This is a genomic window from Streptomyces sp. NPDC001822 (assembly GCF_042892135.1).
GTDB lineage: Bacteria > Actinomycetota > Actinomycetes > Streptomycetales > Streptomycetaceae > Streptomyces.
This window is the reverse complement of sequence record NZ_JBIATW010000009.1, coordinates 249,074-264,869: the sequence shown is the minus strand read 5'-3', so window position 1 is coordinate 264,869 and position 15,796 is coordinate 249,074. Positions and strand designations below refer to the sequence as shown.

General features: G+C 74.1%; 17 protein-coding genes. 11 read left to right on the top strand and 6 right to left on the bottom strand.

The window, feature by feature from the left end; genetic code table 11:
- Nucleotides 1–34 precede the first annotated feature (34 nt).
- The 11 genes from hisI (at nucleotide 35) to lgt (ending at nucleotide 9,000) form a co-directional block, all read left to right on the top strand.
- A complete protein-coding gene (gene hisI, locus ACFYY2_RS22365) occupies nucleotides 35–415 on the top strand; it encodes a phosphoribosyl-AMP cyclohydrolase (protein ID WP_327119568.1) in 381 nt (126 codons plus the stop codon).
- 11 nt (nucleotides 416–426) lie between these two features.
- Complete coding sequence (locus tag ACFYY2_RS22360; protein WP_388745496.1) at nucleotides 427–1,920, top strand: anthranilate synthase component I; 1,494 nt, start codon at nucleotides 427–429, stop codon at nucleotides 1,918–1,920.
- 14 nt (nucleotides 1,921–1,934) lie between these two features.
- The gene (locus ACFYY2_RS22355; RefSeq protein WP_388745494.1) at nucleotides 1,935–2,594 is read left to right on the top strand and encodes a TIGR02234 family membrane protein; all 660 of its coding nucleotides are present in this window, start codon (nucleotides 1,935–1,937) and stop codon (nucleotides 2,592–2,594) included.
- A 95-nt stretch (nucleotides 2,595–2,689) separates the two neighbouring features.
- On the top strand, nucleotides 2,690–2,941 hold the full coding sequence (locus ACFYY2_RS22350) for an HGxxPAAW family protein (RefSeq protein ID WP_388745492.1): 252 nt from the start codon (nucleotides 2,690–2,692) through the stop codon (nucleotides 2,939–2,941).
- Nucleotides 2,942–3,105: 164 nt separating this feature from the next.
- Nucleotides 3,106–3,591, top strand: coding sequence for a DUF2752 domain-containing protein (locus tag ACFYY2_RS22345; RefSeq protein WP_388745490.1), 486 nt, complete (start codon nucleotides 3,106–3,108; stop codon nucleotides 3,589–3,591).
- 114 nt (nucleotides 3,592–3,705) lie between these two features.
- Nucleotides 3,706–4,515 carry an indole-3-glycerol phosphate synthase TrpC gene (trpC, locus tag ACFYY2_RS22340; RefSeq protein ID WP_388745488.1) on the top strand — a complete coding sequence of 270 codons (810 nt, stop codon included), beginning with the start codon at nucleotides 3,706–3,708 and terminating at the stop codon, nucleotides 4,513–4,515.
- An 8-nt stretch (nucleotides 4,516–4,523) separates the two neighbouring features.
- Nucleotides 4,524–4,739 (top strand): tryptophan biosynthesis modulator TrpM, encoded by a 216-nt coding sequence (gene trpM / locus ACFYY2_RS22335; RefSeq protein WP_388745486.1) that lies wholly within the window; start codon nucleotides 4,524–4,526, stop codon nucleotides 4,737–4,739.
- 136 nt (nucleotides 4,740–4,875) lie between these two features.
- Nucleotides 4,876–6,156 carry a tryptophan synthase subunit beta gene (gene trpB / locus ACFYY2_RS22330; RefSeq protein WP_388745484.1) on the top strand — a complete coding sequence of 427 codons (1,281 nt, stop codon included), beginning with the start codon at nucleotides 4,876–4,878 and terminating at the stop codon, nucleotides 6,154–6,156.
- A complete protein-coding gene (gene trpA, locus ACFYY2_RS22325; protein ID WP_388745482.1) occupies nucleotides 6,153–6,965 on the top strand; it encodes a tryptophan synthase subunit alpha in 813 nt (270 codons plus the stop codon). The genes trpB and trpA overlap by 4 nt, the downstream gene beginning before the upstream one ends.
- A gap of 75 nt (nucleotides 6,966–7,040) precedes the next feature.
- On the top strand, nucleotides 7,041–7,862 hold the full coding sequence (locus tag ACFYY2_RS22320; protein WP_388745480.1) for a thioredoxin domain-containing protein: 822 nt from the start codon (nucleotides 7,041–7,043) through the stop codon (nucleotides 7,860–7,862).
- A 121-nt stretch (nucleotides 7,863–7,983) separates the two neighbouring features.
- Complete coding sequence (gene lgt / locus ACFYY2_RS22315; protein ID WP_388745478.1) at nucleotides 7,984–9,000, top strand: prolipoprotein diacylglyceryl transferase; 1,017 nt, start codon at nucleotides 7,984–7,986, stop codon at nucleotides 8,998–9,000.
- A 90-nt stretch (nucleotides 9,001–9,090) separates the two neighbouring features.
- Here lgt and ACFYY2_RS22310 read toward each other — a convergent pair whose 3' ends face one another.
- Genes ACFYY2_RS22310 through ACFYY2_RS22285 form a run of 6 tightly spaced genes read right to left on the bottom strand, consistent with a single transcriptional unit; the run spans nucleotide 9,091 to nucleotide 15,726 of the window.
- Entirely contained in the window at nucleotides 9,091–9,909 is an 819-nt protein-coding gene (locus ACFYY2_RS22310) for an HpcH/HpaI aldolase/citrate lyase family protein (protein ID WP_388745476.1), read from the bottom strand.
- A complete protein-coding gene (locus ACFYY2_RS22305; RefSeq protein ID WP_388745474.1) occupies nucleotides 9,906–11,105 on the bottom strand; it encodes a CaiB/BaiF CoA transferase family protein in 1,200 nt (399 codons plus the stop codon). The genes ACFYY2_RS22310 and ACFYY2_RS22305 overlap by 4 nt, the downstream gene beginning before the upstream one ends.
- Nucleotides 11,102–11,986, bottom strand: a complete 885-nt coding sequence (gene rbsK / locus ACFYY2_RS22300; RefSeq protein ID WP_388745471.1) for a ribokinase — start codon at nucleotides 11,984–11,986, stop codon at nucleotides 11,102–11,104. Before rbsK ends, ACFYY2_RS22305 begins: the two co-directional genes overlap by 4 nt.
- Nucleotides 11,983–13,350, bottom strand: coding sequence for an ADP-ribosylglycohydrolase family protein (locus ACFYY2_RS22295; protein ID WP_388745469.1), 1,368 nt, complete (start codon nucleotides 13,348–13,350; stop codon nucleotides 11,983–11,985). Before ACFYY2_RS22295 ends, rbsK begins: the two co-directional genes overlap by 4 nt.
- The gene (locus ACFYY2_RS22290; RefSeq protein ID WP_388745467.1) at nucleotides 13,347–14,534 is read right to left on the bottom strand and encodes an ADP-ribosylglycohydrolase family protein; all 1,188 of its coding nucleotides are present in this window, start codon (nucleotides 14,532–14,534) and stop codon (nucleotides 13,347–13,349) included. Before ACFYY2_RS22290 ends, ACFYY2_RS22295 begins: the two co-directional genes overlap by 4 nt.
- Nucleotides 14,479–15,726: an ADP-ribosylglycohydrolase family protein gene (locus tag ACFYY2_RS22285; RefSeq protein WP_388745586.1), complete on the bottom strand. Its 1,248-nt coding sequence runs from the start codon at nucleotides 15,724–15,726 to the stop codon at nucleotides 14,479–14,481. The genes ACFYY2_RS22290 and ACFYY2_RS22285 overlap by 56 nt, the downstream gene beginning before the upstream one ends.
- Between the last annotated feature and the right edge of the window lie 70 nt (nucleotides 15,727–15,796).

Genomic DNA, 15,796 nt, shown 5'->3' with positions numbered 1-15,796 from the left:
CGGACGCCCCGTCCGGCGCGGCACAATGGGGCGCATGACCAGCGCGCCCGGCCCCGTACCCGCAAGCAGTCTCGACCCGGCAGTCGCCGCCCGCCTCAAACGCGGCCCCGACGGACTCGTCCCGGCCATCGCACAGCAGTACGACACCGGCGAGGTGCTCATGCTCGGCTGGATGGACGACGAGGCGCTGCACCGGACCCTGACCACCGGCCGCTGCACCTACTGGTCCCGCAGCCGCCAGGAGTACTGGGTCAAGGGCGACACCTCGGGCCACGTCCAACGGGTGAAATCCGTCGCCCTCGACTGCGACGCCGACACCGTGCTGGTCAAGGTCGACCAGACGGGCGCCGCCTGCCACACCGGCGCCCGCACCTGCTTCGACGAGGACGTCCTCCCGCTCACCGGGCCCCGGTAAGGTCAGCCGCCATGGATCTTGAGACCTTCCGCAAGCTCGCCGTCGACCGGCGCGTCATCCCCGTGAGCCGCCGGCTCCTGGCGGACGGCGACACCCCGGTCGGGCTGTACCGCAAGCTCGCGGCCGAGCGCACCGGCACGTTCCTCCTCGAATCCGCGGAGAACGGCCGCAGCTGGTCCCGTTACTCCTTCATCGGGGTACGCAGCGCCGCAGCCCTGACCGCCGTCGGCGGACAGGCCCGCTGGCTCGGCACGCCGCCCGTCGGCGTCCCCGTCGACGGCGACCCGCTGGAGACCCTGAGAGCCACGATCGAGACCCTGCACACCCCGCGCGACCTGGTCGGCGACGACGGGCTGCCGCCGTTCACCGGGGGCATGGTCGGCTACCTCGGCTACGACGTCGTGCGCCGGCTGGAGCGGATCACCGAGCACGGCGGCGACGACCTGAAGCTGCCCGAGCTCACGATGCTGCTCACCTCGGACCTCGCCGTGCTCGACCACGTGAACGGCACGGTGCTGCTGATCGCCAACGCGATCAACCACAACGACCTGGACACCGGGGTCGACGAGGCGTACGCCGACGCCGTCGCCCGGCTCGACGCCATGGAGCGGGACCTGTCCCGGCCGGTGGAGAACGTCCCCGCCGCCCTACCTCCCTCCGAACTCCCCCCGTACACCGCGCTCTGGGGCGGCCAGGCCTTCCAGGACGCCGTCGCCGACATCAAGGAGCGCATCAGGGCGGGGGAGGCCTTCCAGGTCGTCCCCTCGCAGCGCTTCGAGACCCCGTGCACCGCGAGCGCGCTGGACGTCTACCGGGTCCTGCGGGCGACCAACCCGTCGCCGTACATGTACCTCTTCCGCTTCGACGGCTTCGACGTCGTCGGCTCCAGCCCCGAGGCGCTCGTGAAGGTCGAGGACGGCCGGGCCATGGTGCACCCCATCGCCGGGACCCGGCACCGCGGCGCCACCCCGCACGAGGACCAGGCCCTCGCCGACGAACTCCTCGCCGACCCGAAGGAGCGCGCCGAGCACCTGATGCTCGTCGACCTCGGCCGCAACGACCTGGGCCGGGTCTGCGCCCCCGGCAGCGTCGAGGTCGTCGACTTCATGTCCGTCGAGCGCTACTCGCACGTGATGCACATCGTCTCCACCGTCACCGGGCGCGTGGCCGAGGGACGCACCGCGTTCGACGTGCTCACCGCGTGCTTCCCCGCCGGCACCCTCTCCGGCGCCCCCAAGCCACGGGCCCTGCAGATCATCGAGGAGCTGGAACCGAGCCGCCGCGGCCTCTACGGAGGATGTGTCGGATATCTCGACTTCGCCGGGGACTCCGACACCGCGATCGCCATCAGGACCGCCCTGCTCCGCGACGGCACCGCATACGTGCAGGCCGGAGCGGGCATCGTCGCCGACTCCGACCCCGTCGCCGAGGACACGGAGTGCCGCAACAAGGCCGCCGCGGTCCTGCGGGCGGTCCATACGGCCAACCGCCTCCGGGCCCACTGAGCCGGTAGGGGATAGTGGAGCCCGTGAGTGCCGTCCCCGTACCCCAGCCCCGTCCCCGAGCCGCCTCCGCGCCCGACAGCGCGGGAAGCCGCCGGAGCCTCGGCGCCGGCCTGCTCCTCGGGGCCGCCGGCGCCACCGTGGTCCTCCTCGCCTCCGGGCAGACCTGGGCCGAGGGCCAGGCAGCCGTCGGCGGTGGCATCCTGCCGCTCAGCGCCGACGGCCAGGACGTCACCGGCCTCCCGGCGGCCCTGGCCGTCGTCGGCCTGGCCGCCCTGGTCGCGGTCTTCGCCGTGCGCGGCGGCAGCCGGGTCCTCGTCGCCGGGCTCCTCGCGCTCAGCGGCCTCGGCGCCGGGCTGAGCGCCTGGGCGGGCGCCTCGGACAGCGCCGCCCTGGACGAGCAGGCCGCGCAGACGACCGGCAACACCGCGGCCACGGTCGAGGCGCTCAGCCACACCGCCTGGCCCTACGTCACCGCGGCCGGCGGTCTGCTGATCCTCCTCGCCGGGCTGCTCGCCCTGCGCTTCGGCCGCGGCTGGCCCGCCATGTCCGGGCGGTACGAGCGCGACGGCACCCCCCGCCCCCGCAGGGCCCCCCGCACCGCCCCGGACCCCGACCGTCCCGAGGAACTCTGGAAGGCCCTGGACCGGGGCGAGGACCCGACGCGCGGCGCATGACCCCCGGGCCTCATGTCACTCCGTACGTACGGGACAATGGCAGAGAGCTTTTTCGACAGCGTCATCCTCAGAGCGACATCAACAAGGAGCAACACATGGCGGGCAGCAGCCACGGACACACCCCGGCCGCCTGGACAGGTGCCATCATCTGCTTCATCGGCTTCTGCATCGCAGGCGTCTTCATGGTGGCGGCCGAGCCGGTCGGCTTCTGGGCCGGCATGGGTGTCGTCGCCCTCGGCGGGATCGTCGGTCTCGCGATGAAGACGGCCGGCCTCGGCATGCCGAAGGAGTCGGCCGAGATGGCCGCCGCCCGGGACCGCGCCGCGCGGGCCCAGGTCACGGCCTAAGGCCACCCGGTTCCGATCGGGCCGGATCCGGGAGCGGTGCCAGGGCCACACGGGGCCGCGCACGCCCCGGGTGAACCGGTGCGGATCCGGACACGACGCGACACGACACGAGGCGCAGCCCGGACCGGGCTGCGCCTCTTCGCGCCGACGGGGAGAATCACCGCGTGGACGCCTCAGCCTCTCCCGCAGCCCCGGACCCGGCCCCCGTACCCCGGGCGCCCGGTCCCGCCGTCCCGCCGGCCCCCGCCCCGGTCTCCCGGGCCAGGCGGCTGGCCGCCCCCGCCGGGGTCATGGCCGCCGTCGTCGCCGCCTTCGGCTACGTCGCGGCCGTCGATCCCCATGAGCCGGGCCACTACCCGGTCTGCCCCCTGCTCCGCTTCACCGGGGTGTTCTGCCCCGGGTGCGGCGGCCTGCGCAGCGCCCACGCGTTCGCCCACGGGGACATCCCGGCGGCCCTGGGCTCCAACGCCCTGGCCGTCGTCGGGTACGTCGTGTTCGCCGCGGTCTGGCTGCTCTGGACCGTCCGCGCGAGCAGGGGCCGGCCCCTGCGGATCGCCGTCGCGCCGGCCTACTGGTGGGGTGCCGGCGCGGTGCTGCTGGTCTTCTCGGTGGTCCGCAACCTTCCGTTCGGGGCGGCGCTGGCACCCTGAGTGCCCAGTCGGTGGGACGCACGGTCGCCGGATGCGGGCTCCGCGTCCTCCTGCGGATACCATCGACACGGCTGATCCTGTTCCTCATCACCGCTTCGGAAGGGGGCCGCTCGCGTGAGTGTGCTCGACGAGATCATCGACGGCGTCCGCGCCGACCTCGCGGAGCGGCAGGCGCGCGTCAGCCTCGACGAGCTCAAGGAACGCGCCGCGCGCGCTCCCCGGGCCAAGGACGGGGTCGCCGCCCTGCGCGGCGAGGGCGTGACCGTCATCTGCGAGGTCAAGCGCTCCAGCCCCTCCAAGGGCGCCCTCGCCGCCATCGCCGACCCGGCCGCGCTCGCCGCGGACTACGAGGCCGGCGGCGCGTCCGTCATCTCGGTCCTCACCGAGCAGCGCCGCTTCGGCGGTTCGCTCGCCGACCTGGAGGCCGTCCGGGCCAAGGTCGACATCCCGGTCCTGCGCAAGGACTTCATCGTCACCTCGTACCAGCTGTGGGAGGCGCGTGCCTACGGCGCCGACCTCGCCCTGCTGATCGTCGCCGCCCTCGACCAGGAGGCCCTCGTCTCCCTGATCGAGCGCGCCGAGTCGATCGGCCTGACGCCGCTCGTCGAGGCGCACGACGAGGAGGAGGCGGAGCGTGCCGTGGACGCCGGAGCGAAGATCATCGGTGTCAACGCGCGCAACCTGAAGGACCTCAAGGTCGACCGCTCCACCTTCGAGCGGGTCGCCCCCGAGATCCCCGACCACATCGTCAAGGTCGCCGAGTCCGGCGTCCGGGGCCCGCACGACCTCATCGCCTACGCCAACTCCGGCGCGGACGCGGTGCTCGTCGGCGAGTCCCTGGTCACCGGCCGCGACCCGCGGGCAGCCGTCGCCGACCTGGTCGCCGCCGGCGCGCACCCCGCCCTGCGGCACGGGCGGGGCTGATCCGGCCCGTGCCCGCCGTCCGTCCCGCCGCCCGCGTCCTCCCGGGCCCGCGCCCCGCCGGGGCGCGGGCCAGGGACCCGCACGCACCTCTGGCGCGCGGCTGCAGGCCGCGCGGCTGCCGCGCTCCGGCACGGCGTGTGCACGGCCGGCGCGTGCGGTACGTCATCGGCGACGAGCCCGGACAGGTCAACGGCATGCGATGGCGCACGGGGTCCGCGCAGTAGCGAGCCCCGGCCGTCGTATCCCCGCCCCGCGCGGGATCCGCACGACACACCCCGCCGGCCGTCCGCCGGCCTGCGGGGCGCTTCGCTCACGGCGCATACGGTGAACCCACCCGTCGCAAGTCGAGGAGCACGTCGCATGTCGTCCGACTTCTTCATTCCGGACCCCGAGGGTCTGATCCCCAGCGCCGAGGGGTATTTCGGCGCGTTCGGTGGCAAGTTCATCCCGGAGGCGCTGGTCGCCGCCGTGGACGAGGTCGCCGTCGAGTACGACAAGGCCAAGGCCGACCCGGCCTTCGCCGCCGAGCTCAACGCGCTCATGGTCGACTACACCGGCCGGCCCAGCGCACTGACCGAGGTCGCGCGCTTCGCCGAGCACGCCGGGGGAGCCCGCGTCTTCCTCAAGCGCGAGGACCTCAACCACACCGGTTCGCACAAGATCAACAACGTGCTGGGCCAGGCGCTCCTCACCAAGCGCATGGGCAAGACCCGCATCATCGCGGAGACCGGGGCCGGTCAGCACGGTGTCGCCACGGCGACCGCCTGCGCGCTCTTCGGCCTGGAGTGCACCATCTACATGGGCGAGATCGACACCGAGCGGCAGGCGCTGAACGTGGCGCGGATGCGGATGCTCGGCGCCGAGGTCGTGGCCGTGAAGTCCGGCTCCCGGACGCTGAAGGACGCCATCAACGAGGCGTTCCGCGACTGGGTCGCCAACGTGGACCGCACCCACTACCTCTTCGGCACGGTCGCCGGGCCGCACCCCTTCCCGGCGATGGTCCGCGACTTCCACCGCGTCATCGGCGTCGAGGCCCGGCGCCAGATCCTGGAGCGCACGGGCCGGCTGCCGGACGCCGCGGTCGCGTGCGTCGGCGGCGGGTCCAACGCCATCGGCCTCTTCCACGCCTTCATCCCGGACGCGGACGTCCGGCTGATCGGCTGCGAACCCGCCGGACACGGCGTGGAGACCGGCGAGCACGCGGCGACCCTCACCGCGGGCGAGCCGGGCATCCTGCACGGCTCACGGTCGTACGTCCTCCAGGACGAGGAGGGCCAGATCACCGAGCCCTACTCGATCTCGGCCGGCCTCGACTACCCGGGCATCGGCCCCGAGCACGCCTACCTCAAGGACGTCGGCCGCGGCGAGTACCGCGCGGTCACCGACGACGCCGCCATGCAGGCGCTGCGCCTGCTCTCCCGCACCGAGGGGATCATCCCGGCCATCGAGAGCGCGCACGCGCTGGCCGGCGCCCTGGAGGTCGGGCGCGAGCTCGGTGAGGACGGACTGATCCTGATCAACCTGTCCGGCCGCGGCGACAAGGACATGGACACGGCCGCGCGCTACTTCGGTCTGTACGACGGCGCCGACGCCGTCGTCGAGGCCGACGTGGCCGGCGGAGAGGCGGAGGTCACCAGGTGAGCGGCAACCGAGAGCTCCTCGAAGCGAAGCTGGCGGAGGCGGCGTCCGAGGACCGGGCGGCGCTGATCGCCTACCTGCCCGGCGGGTTCCCCACCGTCGACGGAGGGATCGAGGCCGTCAAGGCGGCCGTCGACGGCGGCGCCGACATCATCGAGGTGGGCCTCCCGCACAGCGACCCGGTGCTCGACGGACCGGTCATCCAGACCGCCGACGACATCGCCCTGCGCGGCGGCGTCAAGATCGCCGACATCATGCGCACGGTCCGCGAGACCCACGAGGCGACGGGCGCGCCGATCCTCGTGATGACGTACTGGAACCCGATCGACCGGTACGGCGTGGAACGCTTCACCGCCGAACTGGCCGACGCGGGCGGCGCCGGGTGCATCCTGCCCGACCTTCCGGTCCAGGAGTCCGCGCTGTGGCGCGAGCACGCCGACAAACACGACCTCGCCACCGTGTTCGTCGTCGCGCCGAGCAGCAGGGACGACCGTCTCGCGACCATCACGGCCGCCGGCTCCGGTTTCGTGTACGCCGCCTCGCTGATGGGCGTCACCGGCACCCGCGAATCCGTCGGCGAGCAGGCCCAGGACCTGGTGCGGCGCACCCGCGCCACCAGCTCCCTCCCGGTCTGTGTGGGCATCGGGGTGTCCACGGCCGAGCACGCGCAGCAGGTCGCGGCCTTCGCCGACGGGGTGATCGTCGGCTCGGCCTTCGTGAAGCGGATGCTCGACGCGCCGGACGAGGCCGCGGGTCTCGAAGCGGTGCGCGCGCTGGCGGCCGAACTGGCCGAAGGCGTTCGAAAGCGCTGACAGCGCCCGTCATCCGTATGGGTGGACCTGGGACCGGGGAGGCGCTGACGTGCCTCCCCGGTTCGTTTGCGCGGTGTGAGCGAGAACCAAGACCGAAACAGGACCGCGCGCGACCGGCTCGTCCAGCAGCGCGAGCAGGACCGGGCGCGGGAGCGCCGCCGCCGCACACTGATCGTCTCGACGGCGGTGGTGGGGGTGCTGGCGCTGGCCGCCGTGATCGGCCTGATCGCCGCGAACGCGGGCAAGGACGACCAGGACTCCGAGGCCGGGCCGGCCGTCACCCCGTCCGGGGCGATGGGGGAGGACGGGCTCGCCCTCCAGGTCGGAGCGGACGACGCCCCGTCCACGCTCACGATCTGGGAGGACTTCCGCTGCCCGGTCTGCGCCCAGTTCGAGAACGCGTTCCGCGGCACCATCACGGAGCTCGCGGAGAGCGGACAGCTCAAGGTGCAGTACCACCTGGCCACGATCATCGACGGCAACCTCGGCGGCAGCGGCTCCCTGCGTGCGGCCAACGCGGCCGCCTGCGCGCAGGACGCCGGCAAGTTCGCCCCGTACCACGACGTCCTCTACCGCAACCAGCCGGCGGAGACCGACGACGCCTTCTCCAAGAACAGCAGGCTGATCGAGCTGGCCGGTTCGGTGAAGGGCCTCGACACGCCCGCCTTCCGCAGCTGTGTCGAGGACGGCACCCACGACAGCTGGGTCGAGAAGTCGAACAAGGCGTTCACCGAGGGCGGCTTCGAGGGCACGCCGACGGCACTCCTCAACGGCGAGTCGATCTTCCCGAAGAAGGGGAACGAGCAGATCTCCGACGCCAACATCAAGAAGTGGGTGGCCGAGGCCAACAAGGGCAAGAAGCCCGGCACGGTCGGGGCGACGCCCTCGTCGTCCTGAGCGCCGTCCCCGAGGCGCTGTTCCGGCCCGGCGGAGGGCGTGTCCCGCCGGGCCTCGTTACCCAGAAGTTGCCCGACGGCTTGCCGTACGTCCCGTCCGGCAGGGTAGCGTCGACCTCGTCATGAACTCTGCCTTCATTCCCAGCCCGTCGACCGGGGTGATCGAGCTCGGCCCGATCCCGCTCCGCGGCTACGCGTTCTGCATCATCATCGGTGTCTTCGTCGCCGTCTGGTTCGGCAACAAGCGCTGGATCGCCAGGGGCGGCAAAGCCGGCACCGTGGCCGACATCGCCGTCTGGGCCGTGCCCTTCGGCCTCGTCGGCGGCAGGCTCTACCACGTCATCACCGACTACCAGCTGTACTTCAGCGACGGTGAGGACTGGGTGGACGCCTTCAAGATCTGGGAGGGCGGCCTCGGTATCTGGGGCGCGATCGCGCTCGGCGCGGTCGGTGCCTGGATCGGCTGCCGGCGCCGCGGCATCCCGCTCCCGGCGTGGGCCGACGCACTGGCGCCCGGGATCGCCTTCGCCCAGGCGATCGGCCGCTGGGGCAACTGGTTCAACCAGGAGCTGTACGGCAAGCCCACGGACCTCCCCTGGGGCCTCAAGATCAGCGAGGGCACGAACCGGGTCGCGGGCACCTACCACCCGACGTTCCTCTACGAGTCCCTGTGGTGCATCGGTGTCGCACTGCTGGTGATCTGGGCCGACCGCCGCTTCAAGCTGGGCCACGGCCGGGCGTTCGCGCTCTACGTCGCGGCGTACTGCGTGGGCCGCGGGTGGATCGAGTACCTGCGCGTCGACGAGGCGCACCACGTGCTGGGCCTCCGGCTCAACGTGTGGACCGCGATCGTCGTGTTCGCGCTGGCGGTCACCTACATCGTGATCTCGGCGAAGGTGCGCCCGGGCCGCGAGGAGATCGTCGAGCCCGACCTGACGAAGGACGACGGGAAGAGCGGATCCGACGACGCCTCCACCGAGGGCGCCTCCCCGGACGACGCCTCGGCAGAGGACTCCTCCTCCGACGGCACGGCCTCCGGGGAGAACGCCGCCTCCGAGGACGCGCCCGGTGTCTCCGCCGACGGGGCCGGTGAGCCGGAGGGCGACGGAGCCGCCCCGCAGAAGGCCGACCGGAGCTGACACCGACGACACCCGAAGGGGCCGTCCGACCCGCACGGGCCGGACGGCCCCTTCACGTCGTCCCCGGCCGGTCCGGGGCCGCCCGGGGACTCAGCGGCGGCGGGCCAGTGCCAGCGTGCGCTCCGCGCTCGCCACCACGGCCGCGTCCACGAACCGACCGTCCGGCAGGGCCTGGGCGCCCTCCTGGGCCCGGGACGCCTCCACGATCTGCTCGGCCGCCTCGACCTCACGCGATGTCGGGCGGAACGCCCGCTCGATCACCGGGAGTTGCCGCGGATGGATCGCCGCCCGGCCCAGCAGGCCGAGGCCTCGCCCGTGGGCGCAGGACGACCGCAGCCCGGACAGGTCCCGGACGTCGGGGAACACCGACATGACGGGCGGGGCCAGACCGGCCGCGCGCGCCGCGATCACCACACGGCTGCGCGACCAGTCGAGTCCGGCGTCGTCCCGCACCCCCAGATCCGCGCGCAGGTCCGCCTCGCCCAGCGCGATCCCCCGCACGTCGTGATGCGCCCCGGCGATCGAGTACGCGTGCTCGATCGCCAGCGCCGACTCCAGCAGCGGATAGAGCGGGACGCCGGGTGCCAGGGCCGCGACGTGGTGCACCGACGCCGCGTGGGTGATCTTGGGAAGCCGCATCCCCGACAGCCCGGGCAGCCCGGCCAGGGCCTTGACGTCCCCCTCGCCGTGGACCCTGACATGGACCGGGGCCCCCGACGGGCCGGGCGCCGGGGGATCGGACAGCAGCTCCGCCGTCGCCGACCGGGCGTACTCCTTGCGGTCGTGGGCGACGGCGTCCTCCAGGTCGACGATGACCACGTCCGCGCCCGAGCCCAGGGCCTTGCGGACCACGGCGGGCTTGTCCCCGGGGACGTAGAGCCAGGTCAGTGCCACCGCGGCCCCGTTCACAGCGCACCCTCCTCCCGCAGTTCGGCGATCCTCGGCGCGGAGAGCCCGAGCGCCGTCAGGATCTCCTCCGTGTCCGCCCCGTGCGGCCGGCCCGCCCAGCGGATCGCCCCGGGGGTCTCCGACAGCCGGAACAGCACGTTCTGCATCCGCAGCGGCCCCAGCTCCGGGTCGTCGACCTCGACGATCGAGCCGAGCGCCCGGTACTGGGGGTCCTCCATCACGTCCCGCACGTCCTGGATCGGCGCGATGGCCGCCTCGGCCTTCTCGAAGGCGTCCACGGCCTCCTCGCGGGTGCGCCGGGCGATCCAGTGCCCCACGGCCTCGTCGAGTTCGTCGGCGTGCTCGGCGCGGGAGCTGCCGGCACCGAACCACGGTTCGTCGATCAGCTCGGGGCGCCCCACCAGACGCATGACGCGCTCCGCGACCGACTGGGCCGAGGTCGACACGGCGACCCAGTGCCCGTCGGAGGTGCGATAGGTGTTGCGCGGGGCGTTGTTGCGCGAGCGGTTGCCGGTGCGCGGCTGGACGTAGCCGAGCTGGTCGTACCAGAGCGGCTGCGGTCCCAGCACGGTGAGGATGGGCTCGATGATCGCCATGTCCACCACCTGTCCGCCGCCGGTGCGGTCACGACCGGCGAGCGCCGTCATCACCGCGTACGCCGTGGCGAGCGCCGCGATCGAGTCGGCGAGCCCGAACGGCGGCAGGGTGGGCGGACCGTCCGGTTCCCCGGTGACGGCGGCGAAGCCGCTCATCGCCTCGGCCAGTGTGCCGAACCCGGGCCGGTGCGCGTAGGGACCGGTCTGGCCGAAGCCCGTGACGCGGGTGAGTACGAGCCGGGGATTGACGGCACTCAGCTCCTCCCAGCCCAGCCCCCAGCGCTCCAGGGTCCCGGGCCGGAAGTTCTCGATGATCACATCGGTGTCCGCCGCCAGCCGCAGCAGGACGTCCCGGCCGCCGGGGGCGGACAGGTCCAGGGTCAGCGTGCGCTTGTTGCGGCCGAGCAGTTTCCACCAGAGCCCGACGCCGTCCTTGGAGGGGCCGTGGCCGCGTGAGGGGTCGGGTCTGCGGGGGTGCTCGACCTTGATGACCTCGGCCCCGAAGTCCCCGAGCATCGTGGCCGCGAGAGGCCCGGCGAAGAGCGTGGCGAGGTCCAGGACCCGCAGGCCGGCGAGCGGCGTCGTTCCGGGGCCGGTCATACGGCATCGATCTCGCTGCGGTACGGCATCGACGTCGAGGCGCCCGCCCGCTGCACGCACAGTGCCGCGGCCGAGGACGCCCAGGCCAGCGCCTCGGGCACGGACCTTCCCTCGCCGAGGGCCACGGCGAGCGTCCCGACGAAGGTGTCCCCGGCCCCCGTCGTGTCGACGGCGGTGACCTCGGGCGCCGGGAACAGCACGGGCTCGCCGCCCCGCGCCGCGTACAGGCAGCCCCTGCTCCCGAGTGTGATCACCACCTCCGGGACCTGCCGGAGCAGGATCTGCGCCGCCGCGTGCGGTTCCCCGAAACCGGTGAGCGCTTCGGCCTCGTGCTCGTTGGGGATCAACAGGTCGACCGCGTCCAGGAGTTCTGACGGCAGCGGCTGTACGGGCGACGGCGTGAGGATCGTGCGCACGCCCCGTGCCCTGGCCGTCCGCGCCGCCTCGGTCACCACGGCGAGCGGGAGCTCCAGCTGGAGGAGCAGCAGGCCGGCCGCCGCGATGGCGGCCTCCTCGCCCGCGCCCAGCGTGATCACGGTGCCGTTCGCGCCCGGGACGACCACGATCGAGTTGGCCCCCTCGTCGTCGACGACGATGTGCGCGGTGCCGCTGGGGCCCGCGGCGGTGTGCAGCAGTTCCGTGTCCACGCCCGCGTGTTCCAGGTTCGTCCGCAGCCGCGAGCCGTACTCGTCCGTGCCGACCGCGCCGATCATCACGACGTCACCTCCCGCACGCGCCGCCGCGACGGCCTGGTTGGCGCCCTTGCCGCCGGGTACGGTCCGGAACTCGCGTCCGGTGACGGTCTCCCCGAGCCCGGGTGCCCGGGCGACGTAGGCGACGAGGTCCATATTGGTGCTGCCGAGCACCGCGATCGCTGTCATGGGCGGCGTACCTCCTGGTAGGTCAGTTCCGCGAGGGTGTCGAAGCCGATGGAGCCGAAGCCGGCCACGGACGTGGCGAGCCTGTTCTTGAGCGGCGCGGTCCACCGGTCGGGCAGCGCGTCGGCCCGGCCGGCGAGCAGGCCCGTGAGCGAACCGGCGGTCGCGCCGTTCGAGTCGGTGTCCCAGCCGCCGGACACCGCGCGGCAGACGGAGCCGGCGAAGTCCCCGTCCGCGTGGGTGAGGGCGGCGGCGAGCAGTGCCGCGTTGGGCAGGACGTGCACCCAGTGGTGGGTGGCCGCGTAGGCGGTGTGCAGCCGGTCCACGACCGTGTCGAAGTCCGGCTCCTCGCGGGCCGCCGCGATGCCGAGGCGGACGGCCGCGGCGTAGCGGGAGCGGGGCGGGACCACGCGGAGTCCCGCCGCGAGGCAGCCGTGCACGTCCGTCTCGCCGCCCGCCGCCTCCGCGAGCGCCGCGGCCGTGAACATCGCGCCGTACACCCCGTTGGCCGTGTGCGTCAGCACCGCGTCCCGGTGCGCCTGCGCGGCCGCGGCCGCCGGGTCGCCGGGATGGGTCCAGCCGTGGACGTCCGCCCGGATCTGGGCGCCGATCCACTCCCGGAAGGGGTTGCGGTGGCGTGCGGTGTCCGGTGGCTCGACGCCGTCGAGGAGGTTGCGGTAGGCGACGCGTTCGGCGGTGAAGACGCGTCCGGCGGGGAGTTCGGCGAGCCAGAGGCGTGCGACGTCGTCCGTGGTGAAGTCCGGTCCGTGACGCTGGAGCAACAGCAGTGCCAGCAGTGGGAAGTTGAGGTCGTCGTCCTCCGGCATGCCGTCGATGTTCTCGGCGAGGGAGGTGGGCGCCGAACGCCGGTTCCACGGGTGTGCGGCGGCGAGGGCGGCGGGCAGCCCCCGGGCGGTGAACCAGGTGGTGAGCGGCCAGTTCCCGGTGGCGCGGCCGATGGCCCGGATGCCGTCCAGCGGGAGCTTCTCGACCGGCTTGCCGAGCAGGCAGCCGGCCGCCCGGCCCAGCCAGGCGGCGTGGAGGCGGTCGGGTCCCGGTGCCACCGCGCGGGAGCCCGGGGCCGGCCAGCGGGGGCACGCGGCCCTGATCGCGGAGAGCTCCGTCGGCTCGTCCCGCGCCGACGGGCTGTCCAGCCTGCCGAGTTCGTCCAGCAGTTCCTCGGCCAGCGGGCGCAGTCCGGGCGGTGCGTGCGGTGCGGAGGCCCCCGCCCGCTCGGGGGCCGGAGCGCCGCCCGCCGCGTACCACCGCTCCCCGATGTCCCCGGCGTCCCGGCCGTCCTGTGCGGCCTGGCGCAGCTCGTGGCCCACCAGGTCTTCGGGCTGGACCCACGTCAGGCGCACGCTCACCGCTCGCCGCCCGCCAGCGCGGCGAACGCCGCCTCGTGCGTGCGCCGCCGTGCCGTGTCCTGTGCGAAGACCTCGCGGGCGACCTCCGCCAGGACCCGCGCGGGAGCGTGCAGATCGAGGCGGCTGGCCTCGGCGACCGTCTTCACCCAGTCGACGGGAATGCCCTGTTCGCCGTGGAGCGCCCCCGCCAGAGCGCCGCTCATCGTGGCGATCGAGTCGCAGTCGCGGCCGTAGTTGACCGAACCGAGCACCGTGCGGCGGTAGTCGCCCCCGCCCACGAGCAGCATGCCGAGCGCGACCGGCAGCTCCTCGATGGAGTGCAGCCGGGAGGGCCTGCGCGCACCGAGCGAGGGCTCGCGGTAGTGGGGGCCCACCGTGTCGAACGGTGCGACGGCGGCGCGCAGCGGGGCCAGCGCCGACTCGAAGTCCGTGTGCCGGGATGCCACTTCGCAGACGGCCTCGATGGCCGAACGGGTGCCGTCCTTGGCGAGTGCGAGGGCCGCGTCGACGACGGACGCCGGTGTGGCGCCCGGGACGCAGGCGGCGGCGACGGCGGCGGCCAGGACCCCGGCGGCCTCCCGGCCGTACGAGGACTGGTGGGCCCCCGCGACGTCGAGCGCCTCCGCGTACGCGGCCTCCGGGTGGGCGGCGTTCACCAGGCCGACCGGCGCCATGTACATCGCCGCCCCGCAGTTCACGATGTTGCCCGAGCCCGCCTCGCGGGGGTCGGCGTGGCCGTAGTGCAGCCGAGTGACGATCCACTTCTCGGCGAGGAAGATCCGCTGCAGGGGGAGCGCCTCGGCCTCCAGTTCGGGGATCCAGCGCGGCCGCGACATCAGGTCCGGCACGAGGTGGTCGGCGACGGCGTACGCGTCGAGGTGGCCGCGGACCGTCCCGTACACCCGCACCAGCGCATGGGTCATCAGGGTGTCGTCGGTGACGTGCCCGTCGCCCTTGTGGTACGGCGCGATGGGCCGTGCGGTGCGCCAGTCGTCGCCGTACCAGGGGCCGACGACACCGCTCACCCGGCCGCCGTGACGCTCGGCGATCTGCTCGGGGGTCCAGCCCTCGACGGGTCCTCCGAGGGCGTCGCCGACGGCCGCGCCGACGAGTGCTCCGGTGATGCGCTCATCCAGGGTGAGGGTCGTGACGGCCGCGAGCGCTTGGGTCGTTTTGTGTGCCATGTCGGAATTGTCTACCCGGGGTGACCGGTTCCGTGGCTGCCAGCAGCCCGGCGAGTTCGATCAGATCGGTGCCGGCCAGGCGCGGCAGGGCGCACCCGGCGAGCGTGCGGCAGGCCTCCCGCCAGCCCGCCGGCACCGCGCCGATCCCGCCCAGCGCGCCGGTCAGCGCCCCTGCGAGGGCGGGCGCCGAATCGGCGACCCGGGACAGGCAGGCCGCGGCCGGGACGGCCTGCGCGATCTCCCCCCGGGCCGCGGCCGTCAGGGCCAGGGCGACCGGCACGGTCTCGGCGGCGGCGATCCCGTAGCTGTAGACGTGGTCCACGATCTGATGCTCCAGCACCGGGACGAGCGCGAAGGCCCCCGCCGCCTCACCGGCGAACTCCCGGGCCAGCCGCACGGCGTGGACGGCGTTGCGGGCGATCTCCGTGCCGTCGGGCAGCTGTTCGAGCGCCGCGTCGACCACCGTGTCGACGTCCGCCCCCGCGAGCGCCACGGCGATCGCGGCGGCGACCGCCCGCGCGCCGTGCACCCCGTCACCGTCCTGGGTGTAGCGGGCGTCGAACTCGGCGAGGTCCGCCGCCGCCGACGGGTCGCCGGAGTGCACCACCGCCAGCACCGCGGCCCGCACACAGGCGGCGTCGTCGAAGTAGTGCGGGTTGTCGTGGCCGGTGGCGGGCGGCCGCAGCCCGGCGGCCAGATTGCCCAGCCCGGCCCGGACCGAGATCCGGGCCCGCAGGGGGAGCACGGCGGCCTCGACCTCGGGCGCGCGGGCGCTCGCGGCGGCCACCTTCGCGGCCAGCGCGTTCCACGACCGGTCGATCGCGTCCCGCATCCGCACCCCGGGGGAGAGCCCGGGCGCGTGGTCCGCCGCGGCGGCCAGCACCGTCCGGGCGGCGAACGCGGCCCACTCGGCGTCGTCGGACGGCCCCAGCCGCAGCGGCTCCGGCGGCTGGTTGAGGGCGATGGGGACGGGGAGCGTCGTGGTCGCGTTCTGCTCCGCGAAGGTGTCCAGCTCCCGGGTCAGCCGCCGGGTCCACTCCGGCATGCGCGCGGCCCGGTGCCGCGCCGCGGGCCATCCGGCCGCGTCCCCGGCCGCCAGGCCCAGCAGCAGCCCCTCGATCCTGGCCTGCCTGCCCGGGTCCCCGGGCCCCTGGGTGGCGGAGGCCGGGCGGCCGGCCGGTTCGGTGGTGATGCGGATGGCGACGTGGGGCGCCGCCGGATCGGCGGTGGCGGGGGACGCGCTCCCGGGCGCGCGCCGGGCG